Origin of the sequence: Saccharopolyspora soli, assembly GCF_022678645.1 — a bacterium.
Lineage (GTDB): Bacteria > Actinomycetota > Actinomycetes > Mycobacteriales > Pseudonocardiaceae > Saccharopolyspora > Saccharopolyspora soli.
Genome location: NZ_JALBWV010000035.1, coordinates 62,719 through 87,904, shown reverse-complemented (window position 1 = coordinate 87,904; position 25,186 = coordinate 62,719). Strand labels below are relative to the sequence as shown.

The window sequence follows — 25,186 nt, the reverse complement described above, 5'->3', positions numbered from 1 at the left end:
CTCACAACCAGGGTCACCGGACAAAGGGGTCAAAATTCGGATGCCACGCCGGGGTCAGTATTCACGTGCCGCCGACACATTCGTCGCCCATGTAACCTCATCGGCCGCGACGAGGTCACGCCATAACGGAAGAGTTCGGACCTCTTCGATACGGGGTTCGGTGAACTTCCTCTCGAGAGCCGTGATCCTGCGCCCAACTGCATTGGTCCGGCGTGGATTTGCCGTGACATCGTCGCAACAGAACGACTCCCAAAGCACACTCCGACGATGCCGTCCGATCCTGTCGGCGTGCCCAGCATGAGGCGGTCATATCGAATCTGGGTGCCGTATGGGATCGTCCGAGCCAGCGAGAAATTCGTTGATCGCAGCAACCGGGATGATGTACGCCTTGCCGGTATTGCGCGCACGCAGCTTGCCATCCTTGATCAGCTTGCGGACCTGCCATGCGGAAAGGCAAAGCTGTTCTGCCGCACCGGCAACCGTCACAGCACGACACCCAGCGTCGCTGGGATTCTGAATGACCTCAGTCATACACCATCACCCACCATGTCACTCTTCATCGCGACGAGTTCTGCCACCTGTCCACAATTACCCAAAGAATCCATTCCGAACAGACGTTTCCTGTGTCCAAAGTGGCCAATCCCGTGTCATACCCAACGACACGGCCAACCAAGCGACTCAGCCCAACGGTCGGAACAGGTCAGAGGTCCATCGCTTCCTGTCGATCTCACTCGAACAGACCGAGCCTTGAACGCCCGATGGCCTCGTTCTCGCCTGCCCGAGGCTGCGAGTTAGGCAGCCGAACGCTCAATTCAAATGGCTTGCGCGGCGTACCAGCGTGCGGGCTCACGAAAGGGCACGGCTGAAAAATTCTACGATCGCCCAGTCCCTCGCTGATCTTGCCCTCGACTGGGCGTGCCAGTCGAGGGCAAGACCCCACTGCCCAAGTCTCAGGGTGCGCCGAAGGCCGCGTTGAGCACTGCTGCCGCTGCCTCGTTCACCGTGCCTCGCCCCAGGTAGTGATCCATGGTCGTCGAGGGCCTGGCGTGGCCTAGGATGTCAGCGATCTGCCGGGCCGTGAGCTTCTCATCGTCGAGGATCGTGGCGGCTGTCTTGCGAAATACGTGCGGCGTCACCCACTCGACGCCGATCGCTTCGCGAACGATCCGCCAGCTCCGACGCACGTTGTTCGGGTTCTTCCAGCCCAGCGTCCTTGACGGGAAAGCGGGCTCGTCGAGGACGCTGGGCATCGACTCGTGGCCGCCCACAATGCGCACAGTGTCACCTGATGTCGTTGTGAGGTGTCCGGCGTCGCTCAGTTGCTCCAGCACGGCGGCGGGCTCGACGCTGAGTTCTGCGCTTTTCGCCGCGCTCCACACGGTCAACAGGCGGACCGTGAGCATCGTCATAACAAACTCAGGGAGGGCGATGAACCGCTCAGCGTTCTCCGTTTTCCCTGGGTGCCGGACCAAGCCCTTGCCTATGACATTGACGATGTTCCCGTTGATCCAGACGGAGCGTGACGGGATCTCGACACCGTCAACGTCCACGGGCTCATCGCCGAGATTGACATCCTTCCACCGCACCGCCAGCGCCTCGCCGATGCGGACACCGGTCCCGAGAAGGAACCGGATCAGGTCCGGAAGATCCGAGCCGGCGTAGTAGCGGCTTTCAGAAACGAACGTGTCCACGCTCGCCAGGAGCCGAAGCCTCTCGCGGGCGGTGAGCGCGCGAACCTTCCGCGGCCCTCCTTCGATCGGGCTCACCTCGCGAACGGGATTGCTGTCCAGCAGCCCACGGCGAACAGCGACCTGGAGCGTGCCCCGGATGGTCGTCCGGACCGAGCGACGGTAGTTCGCTGAGAACTCTTCCTCCTCAAGCTCCTCGAAGAAATCTTCGAGGAGCGGGAACATCCACTTCCCGGAGCCGCAAATCACCGATGCGGTCGAGGACGACGTTCTTCAGGGTCAGCCGGTAGGTGTTGTGGGTGGTTGCCGCCCGACGCTTCGCCACCTTGGCGAGCCATAGGTCGGCCACATCACGGAACTTGGAATCGACAGTCAACCGGGCCTTGGACCCCTGCAGCTCCTTGATCCGGTCCTTCAACCGCTTGATGGCCTGCCGCTTCGTCGAGCCGGAGCGCTCGATCTGCCGGGTCTGACCGTCGAAAAAGCGGAACCGAGCGAAGGCCCGCCACGTGCCGTCGCTATCCTTCTGGGTCCCGATGGTGCCGTGAGAGCCGATCGGAAGAGGTGGTCGAGGCATGTTCAACTCCCTTGCGCTGGCCCAAACCGCTGGATAAGCGCTGGGCTATCGATACTACGCAAGACCCGAAACGCCACCTGCAAGTCGTTGACCTGCGGGGATTGGTGCCCCCGGTCGGGTTCGAACCGACACTTGGACGATTTTAAGTCGTCTGCCTCTGCCAGTTGGGCTACGGGGGCTGGTCAGCTTTCCGTTCCTCGACGTGGCACCGACCGCATTGCCTATGACGTATCGGCGCTTCGCTCGGTTCCGCGGATCCTCCATACGGTGCCGCAGCACCGTGTTGATCGCGCGGTCACCAGCAGCCCCATCCACCTGCCGCCGACGCCGACAGCTTCTCGAAGCGGTTTCGCACCCAGGCGTGCACCGCTGTGGAGACCTCCGTGCAGTCGGCGCGGTGTTCGAACCAGCGCCAGTCGCAGTTGACGTTCACTTCCAGGAACACCCAGTCGTCGCCGACCCCGAGTAAGTCGAAGCCAGCGATGTCCAGCCGCCAGCGCCGACACAGCGCCAGCAACCGTTCGACCAGGTCTTCGGGGATTTCAGCAGGTTCCACCACGACGGATTCCGGGTCGACCCACAGCTGCGCCGGGTCCAGCTTCTGCACCCGGTAGCCGATCGCCTGGTCGCCGACCACGAACACGCGCAGTTCCTGGTCCGCGTCGAGGTACTGCTGGACCAGCACCGGGGCCGGTTCGCGCGCCTCTCCGGTGCGCCGGATGTCCAGTGGCTGCGGGAACAGCCCGCGAAGCGCGCCGGGCTCGGGTTCGAGCAGGTGGTGCCCGGCCGTCTTGACGATGCACCGGCCGCCGCCCGGACGGCTTCGGCCGGGCATGGTGGTCACCGCGGTTCGCGGCACGCGCAGGCCGACCTCGGTGGCGCCCTGCAATTGCGTCAGCCGGTCGAGGTGTTCGCTGGTGCGCACCGAGTTGACCTGTTCCCAGTCGTCGCGGCAGGCCAGCCAGTTCGCCACCGCCTGCCACTGCTCGCGAACGTAGGCGCCGTGCACCGTGGTCGGGTCGACCGGGAGCGCGGTGATGTCGAAGTGCCGCCGCCACACCAGGACCGGCCGCAACAGCCAGTGCTGGAACTCGATCAGCGGCGTGTCGGTGTAGATGGTGAGCGCGAGGTCCTGGCAGCGATCGGCGTCGATGCGCACCATGCGGATGTCGTGCTCGGCGAGCGCCAGCGACAGCTCGTTCATCTCCATGTCGGCCGCGCGGGCGAGCACCAGCACGCACGGCATCGGATCGCCTGGCTCGTCGGCGACCAAGTCCGCCCGAAACATCCGCTCCTGGAAGTCCAGCGAGGTGTCCGGCGATCGGAAGAAGTAGTCCTGGCCCTGCAGCAGCATCGGCGTGGGCCGGAGCGACGGCCCGGACGGTTTCCCGAGGTCAACGGGCCGCCCCTCGGCCGATTCCATGGTCAGTCGTCCTTCTTCCGGAAAACCCGAGATGCCTCTTGGTAGTCCACTGCGAAGTCCGCGAGCGGACCTTCCTCGACCGCACCACTGCGCAGCAGTGCGGCGAGCTCCTTCAGCGTCAAGGGATTCACCCCTTCCCCCGTACGACGCATCCTTTCAGGTGAAGACCCTGACACAGTCTTCGATTTCCCACTACGGATTGTCAAGGATAGCCGGCCTCCACATACCCCGCACGGAGCACGACTTTGGAGATGGGTAAGCCGCGTGCCTGGGATGGCACGCGGCTTCGTCGCTGCGAGTGCCCGAGTGTCGCGTTGGTCTCAGCTCGCGGCGGCCCGCTCGAAGGCGGCCCGCGGATTCTCGATCTGCCCCATCGACACCGCTTCGCGCTTGAACAGGAAGGCCAGCGTCCAGTCGATGATGATCCGCAACTTGCGGTTGAAGGTGGGCATCCGGCTCACGTGGTAGGTGCGGTGCATGAACCAGGCGATGAAGCCCTTGGCCTTGAAGCCGTAGACGTCGGCGACGCCCTTGTACAGCCCCATGCCAGCCACCGAACCGGCGTAGGCGTGCCGGTACTCCCTGGTCGGCCTGCCGCGCAGCGCGGCCAGCAGGTTCCTGGCCAGCTGGTTGGCCTGGCGCACCGCGTGCTGCGCGGACGGCGCGCAGGTGGCACCAGGGGTCTCGTCGGTCTTGGACAGGTCCGGGACGGCAGCGCAGTCACCGGCCGCCCACACCTCCGGCAGACCCTCGACCTGCAGGTGCGCGGTGGCCTTCACCCGGCCCCGCTCGTCCAGCGGAAGATCGCTGTTCTTCAACACCGGATTGGCCTTCACGCCCGCGTTCCACACCAGCGTGTCGGTGTCGAATTCGGTGCCGTCCGAAAGCACGGCGTGGCCGCCCTCCACGGACTTCAGGAAGGTGTTCAGGTAGACCTTGATGCCCCGCTCTTCGAGCGCCTTGACGACGTAGACGCCCATCTTCTCGCTGACCTCGGGCATCACGCGGCCCGCGGCCTCGACGAGCGTCCAGGACATGTCGTCGGGGTCGACGGTCGGGTAGTCGCGGCTCGCGTAGCGGGCCATGTCCTCCAACTCGGCGAGCGCCTCGACACCGGCGAACCCGCCGCCGACGAAGGTGAAGGTCAGCAGCCGCTTGCGCAGCGCCTCGTCGTCGGTGTTGGCCGCGGCGTCCATCTTGGCCAGCACGTGGTTGCGCAGGTAGGTCGCTTCGCCGACGGTCTTGAGCCCGATGCCCTTCTCGGCGAGGCCGGGGATCGGCAGCAGCCGCGACACCGAGCCGAGCGCCACGACCAGCACGTCGTAGGCGAGGGTTTCGGGGCCGGACTGCGGGTTCTCGACCGTGACGAGCTTCTCGTCGTGCTTGATCTCGGTGACAGCAGCGGTGATCACATGGCACCGCTTCAACACTCGTCGCAGTGGCGCTACCACGTGGCGGGGTTCCACCGAACCCGCGGCCGCTTCCGGTAGGAAGGGTTGGTAGGTCATGTGCGGCTGAGGATCGACGACCGTCACGGAGGCTTCCCGGCGCCCCAGCTTCTTCTGCAGCTGAAGTGCCGTGTACATGCCGACGTAACCGCCGCCGAGGATGAGAATCCGCGTGGGATCGGATTTACCAGCCATGCGCTCATGGTCGCATCACGGTCCGTGTTCGCGCTGCGCTGACCCCCTCTAATGTGACGCCAGTCGCTGGTGTCGTCGATCACGATCAACGCGCTGTGCACACTCAAGCGCGGCTGGTGTACGCCCAATCGGGGCGCCGGGCGGCGACATCAAAATGACATCACCGAGGTGTCATGAAGGCTGGTTCCCGCCACCCTACCGAATCTTGCGCCCCAATGCCCGAATGCGCGTGATTTCTCCGCGCATGGACCGGCAAGAGCCGGGTTCGACGCGATCCGCCACACTTACGGCCCGTGACCAGTCGAGGTCCTCGGCTGGTCCCTCATGACCAGTCGGCGAGTACTGCGCAGCCTTGGGGGATGGCGAGGGTCAGCAGGCCAGGGAAGCGGTTGTCGAGGTCGGCTCGGCGCAGCCGGTTCAGCCGCCTGGTGCCCTCGTCCCGCTGTTGGATCACTCCGGCTTCTCGGAGGACCTTGAAATGGCCGCTCTGGGTGGACTTGCTGACCGGTAGGGCAAAGGTCGCGCAGGCCAGTTCGCCTTCGGGTTCGACTTCGGCGAGCCGGGCGACGATCGCCAGGCGCACCGGATCGCTGAGCGCGGCCATCACGTCGGTGAACCGCAGCTCGTCGCGCGCGGGATGAACCAGTTCAGTCGCGGTACGGCTTGCCATGCGCCCATGATAGCCAACCATGTTCGACTTTTCCGAACATGTGTTATGTTCGGAAAAGTCGAACATGAAATCTTGGAGGGCACATGGCGCCAAAACGTGTCACCGCGGATCACCACCTGGAAAGCGGCCACGATCCCGGCGGGCGGCCCACACCGGGCAGCCGCTGGAAGTTCTGGGCCTGCGCTTACACGCTCGTGATCCTGTTGACCGGAACGAACCTGCCCACCCCGCTGTACCACGGCTACCAGCAGCTCTTCGGGTTCTCACCGCTGGTGGTGACGTTGATCTTCGCCGTGTACGTGGCAGCGCTGATCCCGTCGCTGCTGGTTGCCGGGCCGTTATCGGACGCGGTCGGGCGGCGTCGGGTGCTGCTACCGGCCATCGGGGTGGCCGTCCTCGGGTCGCTGACCTTCGCCCTCGCAGCCGGAACCGCCTGGCTGTTCATCGCCCGCGTCTTCCAGGGCCTCGCAATCGGTACCGCGTCGGGCACGTTGACCGCGGTGTTGACCGAACTCGAACCCAACGGCAACCGGCGCAGAGCAGCACTGGTGTCCACAGTGGCCTCGGTGAGCGGGCTCGGCCTGGGCCCGGTGTTGGCTGGCCTGCTCGCCCAATACGCCCCGGCACCACATGTGCTGCCGTTCGCGGTGGAGATCGTGTTGCTGGTGCCAGCGGCGGCAGCGATCGCCGCGTTGCCGACGGAAGGCCCGGCCACGCGGTGGAAACCGCGTCGCCCCCAGCTACCAACCGCCGTCCGGGGCGTGTTCGCGACCAGCGGCACGGCCAGTTTCCTCGCCTTCGCCGTGATCGGACTGTTCCTCACCCTCATCCCGACCTACGTCACCACGCTGTCGGGAAGCGACAACCTGCTGCTGGGTGGCGCTGCGGTGACGTTGATGCTGGCCAGCTCCGCAGTGGCCCAGCTCGTCGGCTACGGCGGAAATGCACGAACCCTTGAGCTCATCGGCCTTCCGCTGCTGGCGGCGGGACTGGTGCTGCTCGCTGTCGCGGGCGGTGCGAGCTCGCTGGTTCTGCTGCTGGTCGCGACGGTTATCGCCGGAGTCGGTCAGGGCGTCGCGTTCCTCGGTGGCCTCACCGCGGTCAACCAGGCCGCGCCCGCCGATCGCCACGCCGACGTGCTGTCCAGCTTCTTCGTCGCCATCTACCTCGGGGTCGGACTGCCCGTGATCGGCGTCGGTTTCCTCGCCACGTCGCTCGGCTTGCTACCGGCCGTGCAGTACTTCGCGGTGCTCGTCGCCTTGCTGTGCCTGGTGGTGCTCATCGTCCTCGCACGCCACCACAACCAGTCCCGGACCGACGCCAACTGAACCACCTGGAGATCTGATGGACACCAGCAGCCTCGATGCCGCCTACCGCGACCTGATCCACAACGCCGAAGCGATCATCGACTCGACCCGATTGTCCGAGGATGCTCGGTCATTGATCGACTGGACGACGGCCCACCTCGCGCTCAGCGACCGCATTCTCGCCGCTGCGGCACGCGACGTTCTAACCGGCGTCCCCGCCGTCGTCGACAATCGCGAAGCCATGAACGCCAAGGCCATCGATGCGCTGATCGGCGCGACGTCTCCCCAGGAACGCGTCGACCTCGTACGCCGCAACGCGGCCGATCTCATCGCCACGGTCCAGGCCGTCCCCGAGCACGCCGCCGACACCCCGGTGCGGCTGAGCATCGTCGACCGTGACGGCCACCCGGTCCCCGACCAACAACTCCCCTGGAGCGAACTGATCCACTTGCGCGCCACCCAACACGTACCCGGCCACGCCGCCAGAATCGCGCAGCAGTCATCGCATTGACGTCGTGCAAGCATCGCGTTCACGCAGCGCAAGGACGCACGTGGTCTGCGCCGCAGAGCATGGCCGGTGCGGACGTTCCGCTGGCTGACGTGAACGGATTCACGGAGCTGCGGGGCGGTCTCTACCGCGACGGCTTCCCATCCCGCTTGCCTCCGAGACCTGCTGTCGGGGCCAGTGGCTGACGTACTCGCTCGTCGCGACGGGCTGGATCCTCGCCACCACGGTCGCTGCCGGAGTCACCCGAAGCCTCAAACGCAGCTAGGGCTCGACTACGGCGAAGGTCGCTGGACTCGTGCGCCGACTCACGGACGGGCAGGTTCGGCCCTCATTCTGATCTTGATGCTGTTCTCCCCATATCGGCCGACCTCCTGGAAGCCGAGGCGCCGGTACAGCTGGTAGGCGCGCGGGTTAACGGTCAGCACGTCGAGGATCAGGGGTTGGTGGCGGGTGGCGGCTTCGTGAAGGAGTTGCTGGATGAGGTGGCCGCCGATGCCTCGGCCTTGGTAATCGGGATGCAGTTCGATGCGTCCCAAGTAGATCTCGGCTGGCCGGTAGTCCACGATCAGCACCCCGCCGTCGCGGCCGTCAATCGTGATGATCCGGGTGCAGGTGGGGTCGAAGCTGCGTTGGTGGTAATCGCGTTGCGCGGCCTCGTCCCAGCCCCAGATCGCCTCGACGTAGCCACGCATGGCGGCGCGGTGCAACTCATAGCAGAGTCCGCTGTCAGCTGGTGTCGCAGGTCGCAGCCCGACGGTAGTCACGCAGCGGCCTCCTGCGGTGCCGTTCGACGAGTCGCCCATCGCGGAAGGTGGCACCGGCGCGGACTAGACCAGGTGGGTGCGTTGACGGCCAGTATCCCCGGAAGATCGCCATGGTTTCGGCGGGCTACGCGCAGGCCAACACAGATGCTAGCATTGCAGTCAACGACAGCACTGGGAGGAGGTGGTCACGATGTCGACCTTGACGATTCGCGGTCTGGACGACGAGACACACGCACGACTCCGTGTCCAGGCGGCGCAACACGGGCACTCGATGGAAGCCGAGGTCCGGGCGATCTTGCGAGCAGCTGTGGCACCACCCCCGCCCACCCGTGGTCTGGGCAGCCGCATCCACGCCCGGTTCGCGAACCTCAGCGAGCCCGAACTCGAACTCCCCACTCGTAGCGAACCTCCTCGTGCGGCGGATTTTGACTCGTGATCATTCTCGACACCAACGTCCTATCCGAGGTCGCCCGCCAGGCGCCGGACGCCGACGTACTGGCGTGGCTTGACTCGCTCCCCGCGGCAGAGGTCGCAACGACAGCGATCACGGCCGCCGAACTGCTGTACGGCGTGACACGACTGCCTGACGGACACCGGAAATCGTCGCTGACCGCAGCGGTTCACGCGCTGGTCAACGACGATTTCCACGGGCGGGTCGAGCCCTTCGACGCGCCTGCTGCCGCTCAGTACGCCGTCGTGGTCGGCGAACGCGAGAAGCTCGGACTTCCCATCAGCGCCGCTGATGCTCAGATCGCAGCGATCTGCCGTGCACGCCAAGCAACGCTGGCCACTCGCAACACCAAGGATTTCGAAGAGACGGGCATCGAACTCGTAAATCCCTGGCACGCGCGTTAATTCCCCGCCAGCGCCTTCGCCCGCTCCAGCACTCCGCGGAGCATCTGCGGGGTCAGCTTGCCCGTGAAGGTGTTCTGCTGGCAGAAGTGAACGGATTTACGGAGATCTAACCAAGGACTTCGCACACACAGGCGTGCTACCTCGTGCTCCGATCGGGTTCGTCGATCACGTGCATCAGCTTGGTGACCTAGCGTGTTGGCCATGCGATTCCAAGCCGAGGCCGTCCTGTTCGACATCGACGGCACCCTGGTTGATTCCACTGGCGCCGTCGTCCGAACCTGGCAGCGCTGGGCTGCGAAACACGGAATAGACGCTGAGGAAATCCTCCGCGTGTGCCACGGTCGGCGGACCGAAGACACCGTTGCGTTGTTCCTACCGAGCGAGCAGTGCCCGGCAGCCACGGCAGAGTTGGAGCAACTGGAGCTGACAGACCTTGACGATGTGATCGCCCTGCCCGCCACGCAAACGCTGCTTCAGGCTCTCCCCGCTGATCGCTGGGCTGCGGTGACCTCGGGATCTCGCTCCCTGATGCAAGCTCGCCTGGCGACCGCCGGTCTGCCCATTCCACGAGTGTTGGTTTCAGCGGACGATGTCAGCGTCGGCAAGCCCGATCCGGAGGGCTACCTCAAGGCTGCGGCCGCGCTCGGTTACGACATCGCCCGGTGCCTGGTCATCGAGGACGCGCCAGCGGGCATCCATGCCGGCCAGGCTGCGGGAGCTTCCACGCTCGCGGTGGCCACTACCCACAACGTCTCGGACCTGTCTGCGGCAGATGCTGTCATCCACGACCTGACCGCATGCACCCTGAAGCCATCGTCCGATGGCTTGCTGCTGGCCATCACGGATTGATTCGGGGCGTCGGCCGAGCTCGGCACGCGGGCACCGGCACCGTTTCAAGGCGCCATCAGTCCAGACGAAAAAGACCCGGCCCCTCGCAACCGAGAGAACCGGGTGGTATGGCGATCACCATACCGTCAAGGCCGACGGCGTCAACTCAGCGGGAGAGCGTCGCCAACCGAACGGTTTGGCATACGGGCCGACCGGGTCCGGAAGTTGGTTCTTGAAGAAGTCCTCGGGACGCAACCTCCGCCACCAATGGTCTCCGGCCCCATCGTCGCGGTTTCCTCGAAGATCCATTGCGGTGGCCTTGACACTCGGGTTGATCGTCGCGACCGGCACATGCAACCGTGCGTGCTGCAATGGGTAGTGCAGATCACTGTCGTTCGAGAACACCATAGCCGCGTCCACGCGCCCAGACAGGACATCAATAAGCAGATGCGAGGCCACATTGACGTCGGAGCCCTTCTCCTCGAACGTGCTCACTGAAACCAGCAGCTCCGGATTTCCGCTAGGCCCTTCAACCGCCTCCGCTGGCAACCAACCTGGGAGCTGACCATCGGGAGGGGCCGACACCCTGCGCTGCGGACGCCCGTTTTGAGCTCTCTCGATCAGCACGCCGGTTTTCACGCGAGGGACGTACTTCCCGTTCACGACCACGAGCTCCGGGATGTAGCTGCGCAACGCACCGATGTAGTTCTGCTGATCGCGCAGCGAAGTGTCAACCTTCACGGTCACGTGGCGCCGTGCAATAGACCACCGTCTCCAGACGGGCATTCGGCCAGACACGCGGAATGATCAAAGCCTTCGCGAGGGCTGCAAGATCCAGCCATCTCCATCCTGCCGTTCCGCGTCCACATGCTGCTCGTGCGCCGTAGTAGACGTTGAAGGCGTCCACATAGACGCCAACGCGCAGTTCCCGCTTCGACGAGACAGTAGGTAGCGGATCAATCACTCAGGGTACGTTACCGTTCCTTCCCGGTCCCATGCTCAGCACCTCGCCCCGCCAGCGCCTTCGCCCGCTCCAGCACGTCCCGCAGCATCTCTGGGGTCAGCTTGCCCGTGAAGGTGTTCTGCTGGCAGAAGTGAACGGATTCACGGAAAAGCACTCACCATCGCTGATCGTCGCAGGCTTGCAGAAGTTCTTCGACGAGAAACACCGTCGACTCGATCGTGATGTCAGGGTCTTCGGTTCCGGACACGGCGCTGGCCGCAAGCGTAGCTACCGGGCCATCAGCTTGAGTGCCATGTTCACGTAGCGCGGCGAGCGCGGACCGGGTCACTTCTCCTGCCATCTCATCGGCTGCAAGCAGTTGCAGACGCAGCGCGACCTCTCCCATGTCGATGACGCGAAGTAGGCGCAGTACGTCCAGCCCATCTTTCGGCTTGAGACGTCGCGGTTTGGCGCGCCGTTCCTCGATCTTGACGATCTTCGCTACAAGAAGAGCAGCCGGACCGGCGACCCGCAGATGCGCGCGACGATCGTCCCCGCGCGCGAACGATTGAATCTCCCGTGTTTCGTTGTCGATGAGGGCTGGTTCAAGCCCCCGTGCTCTCCGGGCCGCCCACTTCCCGTGCACCGACAGCCGGGCACCCCTGTTCCCCGGACCGCTGAGCACCTCCGGAACCATGAGGTCGATAGCGACCGCACCCTGCCCTCTCCAGGTTCCGGGGTGGGCCTCACGGACGAATCCGGCTCGGCGCAAAGCCACTTCGAGCAGCGGTTCGTCGGCAAGACGATCCGGCGCAAGCGCCACGTCCGCGTCGGTCGTCGTCGGCGCTGTCGCCAAGTCTGCGTCACCGGTGTGCAAGTAAACGGCTTGGGCACCAACGAGCACCATCGCGTCGAGGTGCGCGTGCAGGGCGATCAAAGCGTCGAGCAGCACCGATCGTGCGACGACGTACTCGTACGGGATCGTTCGCTCGGTCACTCGGTCCACCTCGGGTCTTTTTCCGCCATGAGATTCATCAACTGTTCGGCTTCCTCAGTCGAACGGCCCGGGCCGGTCAACAGATCCGCGACCACTTGTGGCGCCGCAGCATACCTAATGCCGTCCTCGACCCGGCTTCCTTTTGCGAGCGCATCGTCGAATGGCCGCACCAGTAAGACATTCGCGCTGCGGTCCGTTGTTCTGAGACCGATGTTCCGCGCCAGTTTCCTTGGCTGATCCGCATAAAGAATCAGAGTGGTCAACGGTGCGACCGACAGAACATCGGCAGGTAGGTAGGCACGTGCGGCCGCGGAACCGGTGACGATGTATTGATCTTCACTGGTCCTCAGCTCGTCAAGAGCATGGGCCAAACCCCGCGGATCCACTGCTCGTTCAACCTCGTTCGAGCTGGTGAGGCCGTAATCATCTGTCCACCGGCGCACGAGGGGACGTCTTCTCACCTCGGAGATCACCTTTCCGGCACCGCGTTCAACCAGCCCTTCCCGATCGAGAAGATCCACCACTCGGGCACTGGTTGCAGCACCAACTTCAGCTTGCATCGCCAAGTCCCGCACTCCTACAGGCAGCTCGATCTCCAGCAGGGTGCGCACAACCCGAGCAGCCCCAGGTCCACGAAGCGACTTCAGCCGACGATCCGCCGGGGTCGAGAACGGGTTGCGATCAACCCCGTAACGTTGGATGAGCACACTCGGCCGATCCAAAGCCAACCGCATGTTGCCTGTCAGGTCGAACCACCCGAACCCTGCGTCAGCAAGATGCCCACGGGCCAAGGGGGAAATAAACGGCGCCGCGACAACAATCGCATCCCCGGGGACGGTGGACCCGATGTGCCGCATTTGCTCAACCGACGAGAGCACCGTTCGCGGCTCGGCCGACATCTTGACCTCGGCGACCACGGTCGCGCGATTGCCGTCCGGAGCCTCGATCCGAAACACCGCGTCGAGTCGGTAGCCCCCGTACCTCGGCTGGTGTTCCGCGGTCAGGTCCCATGCTGGAGGAAGCGCCTGAGTGATCGCCTGCTCTAACTCCTCGATCAGCTCATACTCAGTCGTTCCAGAAAGCACCCTGTTCCGCGTCATGCGGAACAGGGTATTTTGCGGAACAACCTGGCGGCAAGCTTCATCGCCCAGAGGTGTGTGTTCGGGCAACCCCCGCCAGCTCCTTCGCCCGTTCCAGCACTTCCCGCAGCATCTCTGGGGTCAGCTTGCCCGTGAAGGTGTTCTGCTGGCTGACGTGGTAGCTGGCGAGGAGGTGGAGGGCGCTTCCGCCGTCAGTTGCCGGGAGTTCCGCGTGGGCTTCGTGGCCGAACTTCGGGCGGGGTTTTGGCACCTGCCAGGCAGTGTCCGCTAGGACCGGCATCAGGGCCTGCCAGCCGAATGCGCCGAGCACCACCACCACTCGCAGCGTCGGGCGGAGCATGCCGAGTTCGCGGGCGAGCCAGGGGCGGCAGGTGTCGCGTTCCATCGGCGTCGGTTTGTTCGCCGGTGGAGCGCAGCGGACCGGCGCGGTGATTCTGGTGCGGTGCAACGTCAAACCGTCGCCGATGTGGCGCGAGTCGGGTTGCGACGCCAGGCCGACGTCGTAGAGCGCTTGGTAAAGCACGTCGCCGGAACGATCACCGGTGAACATCCGGCCGGTCCGGTTCCCGCCGTGCGCGGCCGGGGCCAGCCCGACGATGGCGATCGCCGCGTCGGCCGGGCCGAAGCCCGGCACCGGGCGGCCCCAGTAGTCCTCGTCGCGGAACGCCGCGCGCTTGACCCGCGCGACCTCCTCCCGCCACGCCACCAGCCTCGGGCACGCCGTGCAGCGGGTGATCAGTTCGTCGAGGTCGGTGAGTCGGCGCGCGTTCGCGGCGGCGGTGGCGGGGTCGCCGACCGGGTCGGCGACCAGCCGGGAGGTGATGTCGGACACCTCTAAAAAGTGGCAGAAAACCCGTTCGACGGCACGTAATGTTGGCGGCATGGCAGCCAGCGAGGACAACGGCGACGCGAAGCAGGAATCCACCACCCCGGCCGAGCCGGTGGACGATCTGGTCAGCACCCACCACACGATCGATGTGGACGGTGCCGAGCTGGCCTACACCGCCACGACCGGTCGGATCGTGCTGCGCGAAGAGGTCCACACCGACGGCAAGTTCGACGGGTACAAGCCCAAGGCCGAGGTGTTCGTGACCTCCTACGTGGCCGATGCCGCGCCCGGCACCCGGCCGGTGACGTTCGCGTTCAACGGTGGTCCCGGCTCCTCCAGCGTGTGGCTGCACGTCGGACTGCTCGGCCCCCGGCGGGTGCTCTCCGGCGATGCCGGTGACCTCGCACCGCCGCCCTACGGGCTGGCCGACAACCGGGAAACCCTGCTGAAGCACAGCGATCTGGTGTTCATCGACCCGGTGTCCACCGGGTACTCGCGGGCCGTCGAGGGCGGTACGCCGGGCGATTTCCACGGCTACCAGGGCGACATCGAGTCGATCGGCGAAGTGATCAGGTTGTGGACCACCCGCAACGGTCGGTGGATGTCGCCGAAGTACCTGGCCGGTGAGTCCTACGGCACGCTGCGCGCCGCCGCGCTCGCCGAGCACCTCCAGTCGCGGCACGGGCTCTACCCGAACGGCCTGCTGCTGATCTCGTCGGTGCTGGACATGGGGACGATCCGGTTCACCGAAGGCAACGACCTGCCCTACGCGCTGTACCTGCCGACGTACGCGGCGATCGCGCACTACCACGGCAAGCACGGCGACCGGCCGCTGCGCGAAGTCCTCGACGAGGCCGAGAAGTTCGCGGCTGAGGACTACCCGTGGGCGTTGGCGCGCGGTGCGCGGTTGAGCCCGTCCGAGCGGGCGGACATCGTTCGGCGGATCGCCGAGCTGTCCGGGCTGTCCGAGGACTACGTCGACCGCGTCAACCTGCGCATCGAGCACGTGCGGTTCTTCACCGAGCTGCTGCGCGACCGGCGGCTGACGGTCGGCCGGATGGACGGCCGGTTCACCGGCTGGGAGCCGGACGCCGCCGGGGAGCGGTTCACCGACGACCCCAGCATCTCGGGCGTTCGCGGTGCCTACTCGGCGGCGATCAACCACTACCTGCGCGAGGAACTCGACTTCGCCAACGATCTGCCGTACGAAACGCTGTCCAGCCGGGTGCACCCCTGGTCGTTCAAGGAATTCGAGGGCGCGAGCGTGTCGGTGGTGGACAAGCTGAGCGCGGCGATCCAGGCCAACCCGCACCTGCGGATCCACGTCGCCTGCGGCTACACCGACGGCGCGACGCCGTACTTCGCGGCCGAGCACGTGCTGGCCCAACTGCCGATCCCCGATCAACTGCGGGAGAACATCGAAGTCCGCTACTACCCGGCGGGCCACATGATGTACGTCCACGAGGAGTCCCGCATCCAGCAGTCCGCCGATCTCGCGGACTTCGTGGCCAGCGACCGTTCTTAGTCGCTCCGCCCAAGCGAGCGGGCCCCGCTCCGGCTCGGAGCGGGGCCCGTTTCTGATTCCGGGACGTCAGGGCTTGCCGACCACCTGGGCCTGGGTGTTGTCCTCCCAGTCACCTTCCTGGTCCTGGGGGGCGTTGTTGATCTGCGTCGAACCAGTGTCCGCGACCTGCTCGTGACCACTCACCTGAACCACGGTCGAAGGCGAAACGTTCACGTTGGTCGGCTTGCTCACCTGAACCTCGTCCTGGTCCTGCTCCTGCGTCGGGGAGGAGCCGTGGCCGACCACCTGGGCCTGGGTGTTGCCGTCCCAGTCGCCGACCTGGTCCTGGGGGGCGTTGTTGATCTGCGCACCGGACAAGCCGGAAGATCAATTATTCAAGATCGCCAGACCCCGATCGCTTTAATAGCGAAACAATGCCCGCCGCGGACACACGCGGTGGAAACGAAAACAATTCCAATCGAGTCGGATCGTGGTAGACCGTTGCGATAACGTCCGATCCACGGCTCGGCCATGGACGGCACTGGGGGCCTTAAGGCTCTGTACGATGCAACAGCCCGCGCCGACCAGGTGCGGTGTGCCCGTGGCGATTTCGCGCGAAATCGGCGTTGCCCCGCAGCCACTCAGTGCCATGTGATGGTGTGACTTTCTCCTCTGCGGTGCTCCACATCGGTTGTCCCAGGCTGGTTTTGCGCACCGCGAAGGCCGAGGAGGTGGGCGATGAAGGTCGCCGTGGTCGGGGTGGGCGCCGTTGGGGCCGCGACGGTGCTGTCCTTGATCGAGCGTGGTGGGACTTGCCGGGAGATCGTGCTGGTCGACCGGAACACCGACCGCGCCGCTGGGGTCGCTGCCGACATGCGCTACGCCACACCGCTGTCGCCCACGGTCGACGTGCGCGCTAGCGACTACGACGACTTGGCCGATGCCGCGCTGGTCGTGATCACCGCGGGCATCAACGAGAAGACCGGTGGGGCCACCGATCGCAGCGATCCGCACGGACGGTTGCGGCTGTTGGAGACCAACGCCGAGGTCTACGCCGACATCGTGCCGCAAGTGGTCGCGGTCGCTCCGCAGGCCGTGCTGATGGTGGTCACCGACCCGCCGGACCCGCTCGCCGACCTCACCCGGCAGTTGGCGGGCCACCAGCGGGTGTTCTCCACCGGCACGCTGATCGACAGCCTGCGGTTCCGCGTCCACTTGGCCGACCGGCTCCGCGTGCGCCCGCGCGACGTGCAGGCCATGGTGGTCGGCGAACACGGGACGTCCGAAGTGCTGCTGTGGTCGTCCGCGGCCGTGGGCGGGATCCCGGTGCTGGACCTGCTCGGTCGCCACGCCAACTCCGTAGACGACGTTCGCGAGGAGATTGAGAACAGCATCCGCTTCGCGAACATCACGATCATCGAGGGCACCGGCGCCAGCCAGTACGGCATCGGAGCCGTTTCCGCTCGCCTGGTCGAGGCGGTGCTGCGGGACGAACGCGCCGTGCTGCCCGTCGCCGCCTATTCGCCGCGCTACGAAGTCACGCTGTCGTTGGCCAGCGTGCTCGGTTCCGGCGGCGTCCAGCAGATGCTTGAACCGGTCATGGACGCGCACGAGCGCACCGCGCTCGCCGAAAGCGCGTCCACCTTGCGCAAGGCCGCCGACCACGCCATCGCCATCGGCACCGCGTAGGAAACGCAATCTCGCGAAATGTGCGTTCATCCGGTCGAATCCAATATTTCTCGCGGATTTGACGGGTGACCGGACTCGGGGCTGCGGGCGCGTCCGTTCGGGTTGAACTTCTTGACCCTGGCTAACGTTCAACCGAATGCTTTCCGGGCAACGCTCTCACCGTCCTACCGGGAGGCGCGCAGTGTGCGACTTGCACCACAGCGACCATGAACATGGCGCCCCGCAAAGCGACCTGAGCCGCAGGCAGGTCCTCCAACTCCTCGGCGCCGCAGGGATCACGTCGGCCGGACTGGCCGCGGTGGTCGATCCGGCGATGGCCGCCGCGGCGGACGAAACCCTCTCCAACACCGGCTACACCCCGCCGAAGGGCCTTGCCAAGGACACTCCGGCGAAGCGGACCGCGCTGTCCTGGATCGACGCGCACGGCGGCGACATCACCGCGCTCAACGACGAGATCTGGGAACACGCCGAACTCTCCCTGCGCGAGTGGAATTCCTCGATCGCCGAAGCGGAGTTGTTGCGCCGCAACGGATTCCAGATCGAGTGGGGCACGGCGGGTTTCCCCACCGCGTTCATCGCCACGTTCGGCAACGGCAACGGGCCGACGCTCGGGTTCAGCGGCGAGTACGATGCGCTGCCCGGCCTGTCCCAGAAGAAGGGCGCTGGCCAGCACGATCCGCTCGTGTACCACCACGACCCGTTCGCCCCGTCCTACGGTCCGGGGCACGGTTGCGGGCACGCCGCGTTGGGTTCGGCCGCCGCCGGAGCCGCGGTGGCGACCGCCGAGGGCATGCGCCGCAACGGCATCGGCGGCACCATCAAGTTCTTCGGCTCGACCGCGGAAGAGCAGCTAATCGGCAAGGCGTACGCGGTGCGCGAAGGCATCTACGACGGACTGGACGCGTTCCTCGACTGGCACCCCGGCACCACCAACTCGACCGGTTGGGGCACCAGCTGCGCGATGACCGCCGTGACGTTCACGTTCCTCGGCGTCGCCGGGCACGGCGGTATCCCGCTGGGCAACAAGAGCGCCCTGGACGCCGCGATCATGCTCGCCACCATGACCGAGTTCCTGCGCGAGGAACACCTGGCACCGTCCGGGCGGCTGCACTACGTCATCAACCAGGGCGGGGACGCACCGAACGTCACGCCGGAAATCGCGCAGATCTCCTACTACGTGCGGGAAGGCAGCCCGGAGCGGGTCAAGGTGCTCTTCGACAAGGTCGTCTCCTGCGCGCAGGCCGCGGCGCAGGCCAGCCAGACCAAGGTGCAGCACAAGATCACCGCGTCCTGCTGGAACAAGCTGCCGTCGAAGTCGGCCGCCGAACTGCTCTACGACAACATGCTGCAGATCGGCCCACCCAAGTTCACCGAGGACGACCAGCGGTTGGCCCGCGCGATCCAGGCTTCGCTGGGTTTGGAGCAGAAGGGCGTGGCGACCGGCATCGGCGCGTTGGAGCCGCCGAACCCGGTGTTCATGGGCGGTGGCTCCACCGACGTCGCGGACATCAGCTGGCAGGTGCCGACGGTCAGCCTGGGCACCGCGGTCGGACCGCAGGGCTGCAAAACGCACAACTGGGCGTTCGCGGCGACCACCGCGGCCAACATGGGGCACGTGGCGCTGCTGGCGGCGTCGAAGTACCTCGCGGCGATGGCCATCGACCTGCTCACCCAACCGGAACGGCTGCAGGCGCTCAAGGACGAGTTCGCCGAGCGCACCAAGGACGTCGAGTGGCAGAGCATGCTGCCGAAGGACTTCGAGCCACCGATGTACGAACCGCCGGACTGGTTCCTCAAGCGCACCGGGCAGTCCTGGCCACCGCGCAACATCACCTGGCCGCCACCGCGCGTGGTGGCGCAGGAGAAGTTCGCGCCGCTCGGCCCGGAGCTCAAACCCCTGACTTGACCTAACCTGGCTGCCCACCGGTGCCTTCCGACATAGCTGTGCGTCGAGATGTAGCATGACTGCTACATAACTCACGAGTACTGCTACGGAAGGCACCTGGGTGATGACAATCGCGAACGAATCGGAGGCACCTCCGCCGTCCGTGCCGTTACCGGTCGAGGACGCCGTGCTGGACGTCCGCGACCTGCGGATGCGATATGGCAACACGGATGTCCTCAAGGGCGTGGGCTTCACCGCGCGGCGCGGCGAAGTGGTCGCGCTGCTCGGGCCGAACGGGGCGGGCAAGACCACGACGATCGAGATCCTGGAAGGCTTCCGGATGCGCTCCGGCGGCGAGGTCAAGGTCCTCGACACCGACCCGGCGCAAGGCGACGAGCACTGGCACGCCCGACTCGGCGTCGTGCTGCAGTCCTGGCGCGACCACAGCAAGTGGCGAGTGCGGGAACTGCTGGCGCACCTGGGCGCCTACTACGCGCCGTACGCGACGGAGGAGATCACCCGCCCCCGGGACGTCGACGAGCTCATCGCAACGGTTGGCCTGACCGAGCACGCGAACAAGCGGGTCGGGCAGCTCTCCGGCGGCCAGCGGCGACGGCTGGACGTGGCGATCGGCATCGTCGGTCGCCCGGAACTGCTGTTCCTGGACGAACCCACCGTCGGCTTCGACCCGCAGGCCCGCCGCGAGTTCCACGACCTGGTGCATCGGCTCGCCGACGACGACAACACCGCGATCCTGCTCACCACGCACGACCTGGACGAGGCCGAGAAGTTGGCCGACCGCATCCTGATCCTGGCCGGTGGCCGGATCGTCGCCGACGGCTCGGCCGACGCGCTGTCCCGGCAGGTGGCCGCCGAGTCGGAGGTGAAGTGGGCATGCGACGGCCAGCGGTTCGTGCACGCGACCGCCGACGCCACCGGGTTCGTTCGCGAACTGTTCGCGCAGCACGGCGACGCGATCACCGATCTTGAGGTACGCCGAGCCACCTTGGAGGACACCTACATGGCGATGGTGCTCGCCCACGAATCAGGACGCGGCGAGGACGCACCCCTGCCCTTCGGCGCCGAGGAGGAGAACCGGTGAACGCCAACGCCATGCGCGTCGGACTGCGGCGCGGTCTGATCGAATTCCGCCAGACCCTCACCACCCCGCAAGACCTGTGGGGCTACCTGTTCCCCTCGATCATCCTGCTGGTGGTGATGTCCTTCCAGCGCGACGCCACCGTGGCCGGGTTCTCGTTGGGCGCGATGACGCTGCCGGGCGTGCTCGGCATGGGCATCGGGTTCGCCGGGTTGCTCACAGTCGCCCAGCAGCTGACCGTCGAACGTGAGGACGGCACCCTGCTGCGCGCCAAGGCCACCCCGAACGGGATGCTCGGATATCTGGTCGGCAAGATCACGCAGATCGGCGGCATGTCGTTGATCAGCCTGGTGATCGTGCTGGTTCCCGGCCTGGTGATGTTCGACGGCCTGTCCACCGGCATCAGCACCTGGCTGACCCTGTTGTGGGTTCTGGTGCTGGGGCTGGTCGCGACGATGCCGCTCGGGGCGATCATCGGCTCGCTGTTCTCCAGCCCGCGGAGCATGGGCCTGATCATGTTGCCGATGATGGGGTTGATCTCCATCTCCGGGATCTTCTACCCGATCACCGGCTTCCCGCAGTGGCTGCAGTGGATCGCGCAAGTGTTCCCGATGTACTGGCTGGGGCTGGGCATGCGGTCGGCGCTGCTGCCGGACGCGTTGGCGGCGGCCGAGATCGGCGGGTCCTGGCGGCACCTGGAGACGGTCGGGGTGCTCGGCGTGTGGGCCGTGATCGGCCTGGTGGTGGCGCCGATGGTGCTGCGCCGGATGGCGCGGCGCGAGTCCGGGTCGAGTGTGGCTGCGCGGCGCGAGAAGGCCATGCAGCGCATTCGCTGACACGGGCGGAGAAGACATGAGCGAGACGATCTACAACCGCATCGCGATGCTGCGGACCGAACGCGGGATCTCCCGCCGACAACTCTCCGAAGCGCTCGGCGTGCACTACCAGACCGTCGGTTACCTGGAACGGGGCGAGTACAGCCCGAGCCTGCACCTGGCGTTGCGCATCGCCGAGCACTTCGAAGTCCCGGTGGAGGTGGTGTTCTCGATCCACCCGTTCCCCCGCATCGGCGCGGACCGCCCGGCCTGAGGCGTCGTGAGTACTGCGCGATTTCGCGCGAAATCGCCGCTTCCCGTGGGGAGCAGGTGCCGATTTCGCGCGAAATCGCCGATCCCCGCTCCCACCGCTGCGCGGGGACAAGGGCTAACCGCGCGGCACTCACGATTGCCGGTCAGGCGCCAAGCAGGGCGCGACCTCGGGTGGCGAGCCAGGTTTCGAAGGTCATCAGGTCGGGGTGGAGTCGACGCAGTGCTGGGATGTCCACACCGAGGTCCTGCTCGTTCAACCAGGTGTAGGCGCGATACAGGCGCGGGTTCTGCTCGCGCAGCGGTTCCAGCGGCATTTCGACGTGCCGAATCGACCGACCGGTCGCGCGGGACAGCGCTGCGGCGATCTGCGGCGGAGTGAGCGAATCACCTGCGATCTCCAGCGCCCGGCCGACGTACTCGTCCGGGTTCTCGAAGGCCAACGCGGCGAAGACGCCGATGTCGGCCACAGCGATCAGCGGTTGCGATACGTCGGCCTTGATCGCCGTCGTCAACTCGCCGCCGATGGCCGACTGGCCGGGCATCCCCGCGGCGTAGTTCTCCATGAACGAGACCGGGCGCAACATCGTGGCCGCGATCCCCAACGCCCGGATGTGCTGCTCGATCTCCCGCTTGTTCTCCAGCGTCGGCATGCCGGAATGACGATCGGCGTTGATCGACGACGCGTAGACGAGGTGTCGCACACCGGCGGCCTTCGCGGCGTCGGCCACGTTCTTGCCCCAGCGGACCTCGTCGTCGTGGCTGACGTCGGGGGACAGCTCGGGCGTGATGAAGGTCGGCTGCACGCTGAACACGCCGGAGACGTCGCGCATCGCGGCTACCAGCAGCGCGCGGTCGTCCATGTCGCCTTCGACCAGCTCCGCTCCGGCCTCCGCCAGCCGCTTCGCGGCGTCGCCGGTCGCGCTGCGGGTTATCGCACGCACCCGCCAGCCGCGCTTGAGCAGCTGCGCGGCGGTGGCGCCGCCTTGCTGCCCGGTGGCACCGACGACGAGCACTGATCGATTTTGTGCTTCGGACACATCTTCCTCCGGGTTCCCGGGCGCATAACCGGAACGAACGCCCCGCTACTGGAATATACGGAACGCACGCCCCGGTTGTCCACGGCGGCGGTAGGATCACCGCGTGACCACGTCGAAGGCCCCGGCGAAACGCCTGCGCGCGGACGCCCAGCGCAACCGCGAGCGCGTCCTGGAGGCCGCGCAGGAGCTGTTCGCCGCCAAAGGCATCGCGGTTCCGCTGGACGACATCGCCCGCCGCGCCGGAGTCGGACCCGGCACGGTCTACCGCCACTTCCCCACCAAAGAAGCGCTTTTCGAAGCGGTGGTTTCCGAGCGGATCCAGCGAATGGTCGAGACTGCCCGCGACCACGCCAAAGCCGCTGATCCCGGGAAGGCGTTCTTCGACTACTTCCAGCAGGTGGTGGAGCAGGCCGCGCTCAACAAGGACATCTGCGACGCCCTGGAATCGACTGGCCAGCAACTGAAAACGGCGTGCCAGGAAACCGAGTTCAACGACGTTCTCGGCAAGCTCCTCGAACGCGCGCAACAGGCAGGCGCGGTACGCGCCGACCTCACCACGACCGAGGTGCGCTCACTGATCGTCGGCTGCCTTGGCATGTACCGGCGAGCCGTAACCGAATCCCGCCCGGCCCACGAACTCATCATCGTCTTCGACGGCCTCCGCCCAACCGGATCGGGTGATGAGTGAGGGGCACCCTTTACCAACTTACTTGGCGAAGGGTGCCCCTCACCTCGAAAAGATCACCTGATCACGCCACTACGTGGGGGCGTTCTTCGGCGAAGTGGCAGGCCGATGGGTGGGAGCCGAGGCGGACTTCCAGCTCCGGGACCTTCTCCGCGCAGAGGTCCTGGGCCTTCCAGCAGCGGGTTCGGAAGCGGCAGCCCGATGGCGGGTTCGCCGGGCTCGGGACGTCGCCGGTCAGGCGGATGATCTCGCGGCGCCCGCGCAGCGTCGGGTCCGGCACCGGCACCGACGACAGCAGCGCCTGGGTGTACGGGTGCTGCGGGTGTTCGTAGATCTGCTCGTCCGTGCCGATCTCCACCACTTTGCCCAGGTACATCACCGCCACCCGGTCCGACAGGTGCCGCACCACGCCCAAGTCGTGCGCGATGAACACGTACGACAGGCCGAACTCCTGCTGCAGCTCGCCGAGCAGGTTCATCACCTGCGCCTGGATCGAGACGTCCAGCGCGGACACCGGCTCGTCGCAGATGATCACCTTCGGCCGCAGCGCCAGCGCCCGCGCGATGCCGATGCGCTGCCGCTGACCACCGGAGAACTGGTGCGGGTAGCGCTGGATGTGCTCGGGGTTCAGCCCCACCACTTCCAGCAACTCCTGCACCTTGCGCCGCCGCTCGCCCTTCGGCGCCACCTCCGGGTGGATCTCGAAGGGCTCGCCGACGATGTCGCCGACGGTGCGCCGCGGGTTCAGCGAGGTGTACGGGTCCTGCAGCACGATCTGCATGTCCCGCCGCAGCTTGCGCAGCTCGGTGCCGCGCATCTTGAAAATGTCGCGGCCCTCGAACAGCGCCGAACCGCTGGTCGGCTTCTCCAGCCGCATCAGCACCTGCGCCAGCGTCGACTTGCCGCAGCCGGACTCGCCCACCACACCGAGCGTTTCGCCCCGGTTGAGGTCGAACGACACCCCGTCCACGGCGCGCACGTGGCCGATGGTCCGCTTGAACACCACGCCCTGGGTGACCGGGAAGTGCTTGACCAGGTCGCGCACCTGGAGGATCGGCTCAGCCATGGCTCATCAACTCCTCCGCGAAGTGGCAGGCGCTCTCCCGCCCGAGGCCCAACTGGTGGTTGGCCGGAACTTCCTGGCGGCAGCGCTCCTCGGCGCGCGGGCAGCGCGGGTGGAACGGGCAGCCCGGCGGCACCGCCAGCAGGCTCGGCGGCAACCCCTTGATGGTCTCCAACTCCTGCCCCTTGAGGTCCAGCCGCGGGATCGACCGCATCAGGCCCTCAGTGTAGGGGTGGCCGGGCTGCTGGTAGAGCGAATAGGCGTCCGCGGACTCCACGATCCGCCCGGCGTACATCACCACGATCCGGTCCGCGACCTCGGCGACCACGCCCAGGTCGTGGGTGATCAGGATGAGGCCCATGCCGCGCTCCCGGCGCAGCTCGTCGAGCAGGTCCATGATCTGGGCCTGCACCGTGACGTCCAACGCGGTGGTCGGCTCGTCGGCGATGAGCAGCGTCGGGTCCAGCGCCAGCGACATCGCGATCATCGCGCGCTGCCGCATGCCGCCGGAGAACTGGTGCGGGAACTCCTTCACGCGCTGCTTGGCGTTCGGGATCTTCACCTGGTCCAGCAGCTCGGTGGCCTTGATCGTGGCCTCCTTGCGGGACATGCCGCGGCGCATCCGCAGCTGCTCGGCGATCTGGAACCCGACCGTGTAGACCGGGTTCAGCGCGGACAGCGCGTCCTGGAAGATCATCGCCATCGAGTCACCGCGCAGCTCGCGCCGCCGGGTGTCGGAGGCGGTCAGCAGGTCCTCGCCGCGGAACCGGATCGAACCGCCGGTGATCACACCCGGCGGCATGTCCAGGATGCCCATGATGGTCTGCGCGGTGACGCTCTTGCCGGAGCCGGATTCGCCCAGCACGGCAAGGGTTTCCCCGGCGTCGACGTGGTAGTTGACGCCGTTGAGGACCTTGGCCACGCCATCGCGGGTGCGGAACTCCACGTGCAGGTCCTCGACCTCCAGCAGCCGCTCCGCCGGGGCTTGGTTGTCCACAGTAGAC

The 25,186-nt window shown here is 66.3% G+C and carries 27 protein-coding genes, 1 tRNA gene and 1 pseudogene; 12 read left to right on the top strand and 17 right to left on the bottom strand.

The genetic code is table 11. The features are described from left to right. Positions 1–306: 306 nt before the first annotated feature. The 7 genes from MOQ72_RS25110 to MOQ72_RS25080 form a co-directional block, all read right to left on the bottom strand. The gene (locus tag MOQ72_RS25110; RefSeq protein WP_242188082.1) at positions 307–531 is read right to left on the bottom strand and encodes an excisionase family DNA-binding protein; all 225 of its coding nucleotides are present in this window, start codon (positions 529–531) and stop codon (positions 307–309) included. 419 nt (positions 532–950) lie between these two features. Next, entirely contained in the window at positions 951–1,913 is a 963-nt protein-coding gene (locus MOQ72_RS25105; protein ID WP_242188081.1) for a tyrosine-type recombinase/integrase, read from the bottom strand. Then, positions 1,876–2,265: a hypothetical protein gene (locus tag MOQ72_RS25100; protein WP_242188080.1), complete on the bottom strand. Its 390-nt coding sequence runs from the start codon at positions 2,263–2,265 to the stop codon at positions 1,876–1,878. Before MOQ72_RS25100 ends, MOQ72_RS25105 begins: the two co-directional genes overlap by 38 nt. 102 nt (positions 2,266–2,367) lie before the next feature. After that, positions 2,368–2,444, bottom strand: a tRNA-Leu gene (locus MOQ72_RS25095). Between the two features lie 116 nt (positions 2,445–2,560). Next, on the bottom strand, positions 2,561–3,688 hold the full coding sequence (locus MOQ72_RS25090; RefSeq protein ID WP_242188079.1) for an ATP-grasp domain-containing protein: 1,128 nt from the start codon (positions 3,686–3,688) through the stop codon (positions 2,561–2,563). Positions 3,689–4,008: 320 nt separating this feature from the next. Then, on the bottom strand, positions 4,009–5,331 hold the full coding sequence (locus MOQ72_RS25085; RefSeq protein ID WP_242188078.1) for an NAD(P)/FAD-dependent oxidoreductase: 1,323 nt from the start codon (positions 5,329–5,331) through the stop codon (positions 4,009–4,011). 322 nt (positions 5,332–5,653) lie between these two features. Next, positions 5,654–6,001: an ArsR/SmtB family transcription factor gene (locus tag MOQ72_RS25080; protein ID WP_242188077.1), complete on the bottom strand. Its 348-nt coding sequence runs from the start codon at positions 5,999–6,001 to the stop codon at positions 5,654–5,656. A gap of 83 nt (positions 6,002–6,084) precedes the next feature. On the opposite strand from MOQ72_RS25080, the gene MOQ72_RS25075 reads away from it, so the two are divergent. Further along, a complete protein-coding gene (locus tag MOQ72_RS25075) occupies positions 6,085–7,329 on the top strand; it encodes an MFS transporter (protein WP_242188076.1) in 1,245 nt (414 codons plus the stop codon). A gap of 16 nt (positions 7,330–7,345) precedes the next feature. Continuing rightward, entirely contained in the window at positions 7,346–7,819 is a 474-nt protein-coding gene (locus tag MOQ72_RS25070) for a hypothetical protein (RefSeq protein WP_242188075.1), read from the top strand. A 302-nt stretch (positions 7,820–8,121) separates the two neighbouring features. On the opposite strand, the gene MOQ72_RS25065 is transcribed toward MOQ72_RS25070, so the two are convergent. Next, complete coding sequence (locus MOQ72_RS25065) at positions 8,122–8,580, bottom strand: GNAT family N-acetyltransferase (protein ID WP_242188074.1); 459 nt, start codon at positions 8,578–8,580, stop codon at positions 8,122–8,124. A 190-nt stretch (positions 8,581–8,770) separates the two neighbouring features. On the opposite strand from MOQ72_RS25065, the gene MOQ72_RS45700 reads away from it, so the two are divergent. Next, complete coding sequence (locus tag MOQ72_RS45700) at positions 8,771–9,016, top strand: FitA-like ribbon-helix-helix domain-containing protein (protein ID WP_242188073.1); 246 nt, start codon at positions 8,771–8,773, stop codon at positions 9,014–9,016. Continuing rightward, on the top strand, positions 9,013–9,435 hold the full coding sequence (locus MOQ72_RS25055; protein ID WP_242188072.1) for a type II toxin-antitoxin system VapC family toxin: 423 nt from the start codon (positions 9,013–9,015) through the stop codon (positions 9,433–9,435). The genes MOQ72_RS45700 and MOQ72_RS25055 overlap by 4 nt, the downstream gene beginning before the upstream one ends. Here MOQ72_RS25055 and MOQ72_RS45270 read toward each other — a convergent pair. Next, positions 9,432–9,524 (bottom strand): annotated as a pseudogene (locus tag MOQ72_RS45270) (uracil-DNA glycosylase); the annotation flags it as partial. The gene MOQ72_RS25055 and the pseudogene MOQ72_RS45270 sit on opposite strands and share 4 nt — an antisense overlap. A gap of 112 nt (positions 9,525–9,636) precedes the next feature. On the opposite strand from MOQ72_RS45270, the gene MOQ72_RS25050 reads away from it, so the two are divergent. Then, positions 9,637–10,284, top strand: a complete 648-nt coding sequence (locus MOQ72_RS25050; RefSeq protein WP_242188071.1) for an HAD family hydrolase — start codon at positions 9,637–9,639, stop codon at positions 10,282–10,284. 114 nt (positions 10,285–10,398) lie between these two features. On the opposite strand, the gene MOQ72_RS25045 is transcribed toward MOQ72_RS25050, so the two are convergent. From MOQ72_RS25045 to MOQ72_RS25030, 4 genes are all read right to left on the bottom strand, one after another. Next, positions 10,399–11,010 carry a PIN domain-containing protein gene (locus MOQ72_RS25045; RefSeq protein WP_242188070.1) on the bottom strand — a complete coding sequence of 204 codons (612 nt, stop codon included), beginning with the start codon at positions 11,008–11,010 and terminating at the stop codon, positions 10,399–10,401. Positions 11,011–11,381: 371 nt separating this feature from the next. Then, positions 11,382–12,203, bottom strand: a complete 822-nt coding sequence (locus tag MOQ72_RS25040) for a hypothetical protein (RefSeq protein ID WP_242188069.1) — start codon at positions 12,201–12,203, stop codon at positions 11,382–11,384. Further along, the gene (locus tag MOQ72_RS25035) at positions 12,200–13,303 is read right to left on the bottom strand and encodes a GntR family transcriptional regulator (protein WP_242188068.1); all 1,104 of its coding nucleotides are present in this window, start codon (positions 13,301–13,303) and stop codon (positions 12,200–12,202) included. The genes MOQ72_RS25040 and MOQ72_RS25035 overlap by 4 nt, the downstream gene beginning before the upstream one ends. A gap of 40 nt (positions 13,304–13,343) precedes the next feature. After that, a complete protein-coding gene (locus MOQ72_RS25030) occupies positions 13,344–14,135 on the bottom strand; it encodes a uracil-DNA glycosylase (protein ID WP_308197952.1) in 792 nt (263 codons plus the stop codon). A 49-nt stretch (positions 14,136–14,184) separates the two neighbouring features. Between MOQ72_RS25030 and MOQ72_RS25025 the strand changes: the two genes are divergently transcribed. After that, the gene (locus MOQ72_RS25025; protein WP_242188067.1) at positions 14,185–15,657 is read left to right on the top strand and encodes a S10 family peptidase; all 1,473 of its coding nucleotides are present in this window, start codon (positions 14,185–14,187) and stop codon (positions 15,655–15,657) included. Positions 15,658–15,723: 66 nt separating this feature from the next. Here the strand turns inward: MOQ72_RS25025 and MOQ72_RS25020 are convergent, their stop codons facing one another. After that, on the bottom strand, positions 15,724–16,014 hold the full coding sequence (locus MOQ72_RS25020) for a hypothetical protein (protein ID WP_242188066.1): 291 nt from the start codon (positions 16,012–16,014) through the stop codon (positions 15,724–15,726). Between the two features lie 360 nt (positions 16,015–16,374). Here MOQ72_RS25020 and MOQ72_RS25015 point away from each other — a divergent pair, with 360 nt between their 5' ends. The 5 genes from MOQ72_RS25015 to MOQ72_RS24995 all read left to right on the top strand — a co-directional run bounded on the left by MOQ72_RS25015 (position 16,375) and on the right by MOQ72_RS24995 (position 21,398). Continuing rightward, positions 16,375–17,325, top strand: a complete 951-nt coding sequence (locus MOQ72_RS25015; protein WP_242188065.1) for a lactate/malate family dehydrogenase — start codon at positions 16,375–16,377, stop codon at positions 17,323–17,325. Between the two features lie 181 nt (positions 17,326–17,506). Further along, on the top strand, positions 17,507–19,231 hold the full coding sequence (locus MOQ72_RS25010) for an amidohydrolase (RefSeq protein ID WP_242188064.1): 1,725 nt from the start codon (positions 17,507–17,509) through the stop codon (positions 19,229–19,231). A 190-nt stretch (positions 19,232–19,421) separates the two neighbouring features. Then, positions 19,422–20,312 (top strand): ABC transporter ATP-binding protein, encoded by an 891-nt coding sequence (locus tag MOQ72_RS25005; protein WP_242188087.1) that lies wholly within the window; start codon positions 19,422–19,424, stop codon positions 20,310–20,312. Then, positions 20,309–21,145, top strand: coding sequence for an ABC transporter permease (locus tag MOQ72_RS25000; RefSeq protein ID WP_242188063.1), 837 nt, complete (start codon positions 20,309–20,311; stop codon positions 21,143–21,145). The genes MOQ72_RS25005 and MOQ72_RS25000 overlap by 4 nt, the downstream gene beginning before the upstream one ends. A gap of 16 nt (positions 21,146–21,161) precedes the next feature. Then, positions 21,162–21,398 carry a helix-turn-helix transcriptional regulator gene (locus MOQ72_RS24995; RefSeq protein WP_242188062.1) on the top strand — a complete coding sequence of 79 codons (237 nt, stop codon included), beginning with the start codon at positions 21,162–21,164 and terminating at the stop codon, positions 21,396–21,398. A gap of 142 nt (positions 21,399–21,540) precedes the next feature. Here the strand turns inward: MOQ72_RS24995 and MOQ72_RS24990 are convergent, their stop codons facing one another. Continuing rightward, positions 21,541–22,410 (bottom strand): NmrA/HSCARG family protein, encoded by an 870-nt coding sequence (locus MOQ72_RS24990; RefSeq protein ID WP_242188061.1) that lies wholly within the window; start codon positions 22,408–22,410, stop codon positions 21,541–21,543. A gap of 127 nt (positions 22,411–22,537) precedes the next feature. Between MOQ72_RS24990 and MOQ72_RS24985 the strand changes: the two genes are divergently transcribed. After that, positions 22,538–23,122: a TetR/AcrR family transcriptional regulator gene (locus MOQ72_RS24985; RefSeq protein ID WP_242188060.1), complete on the top strand. Its 585-nt coding sequence runs from the start codon at positions 22,538–22,540 to the stop codon at positions 23,120–23,122. A 61-nt stretch (positions 23,123–23,183) separates the two neighbouring features. Here the strand turns inward: MOQ72_RS24985 and MOQ72_RS24980 are convergent, their stop codons facing one another. Both MOQ72_RS24980 and MOQ72_RS24975 read right to left on the bottom strand, forming a co-directional pair. After that, positions 23,184–24,185 carry an ABC transporter ATP-binding protein gene (locus MOQ72_RS24980; protein WP_242188059.1) on the bottom strand — a complete coding sequence of 334 codons (1,002 nt, stop codon included), beginning with the start codon at positions 24,183–24,185 and terminating at the stop codon, positions 23,184–23,186. After that, entirely contained in the window at positions 24,178–25,179 is a 1,002-nt protein-coding gene (locus MOQ72_RS24975) for an ABC transporter ATP-binding protein (RefSeq protein ID WP_242188086.1), read from the bottom strand. Before MOQ72_RS24975 ends, MOQ72_RS24980 begins: the two co-directional genes overlap by 8 nt. Positions 25,180–25,186: the final 7 nt, after the last annotated feature.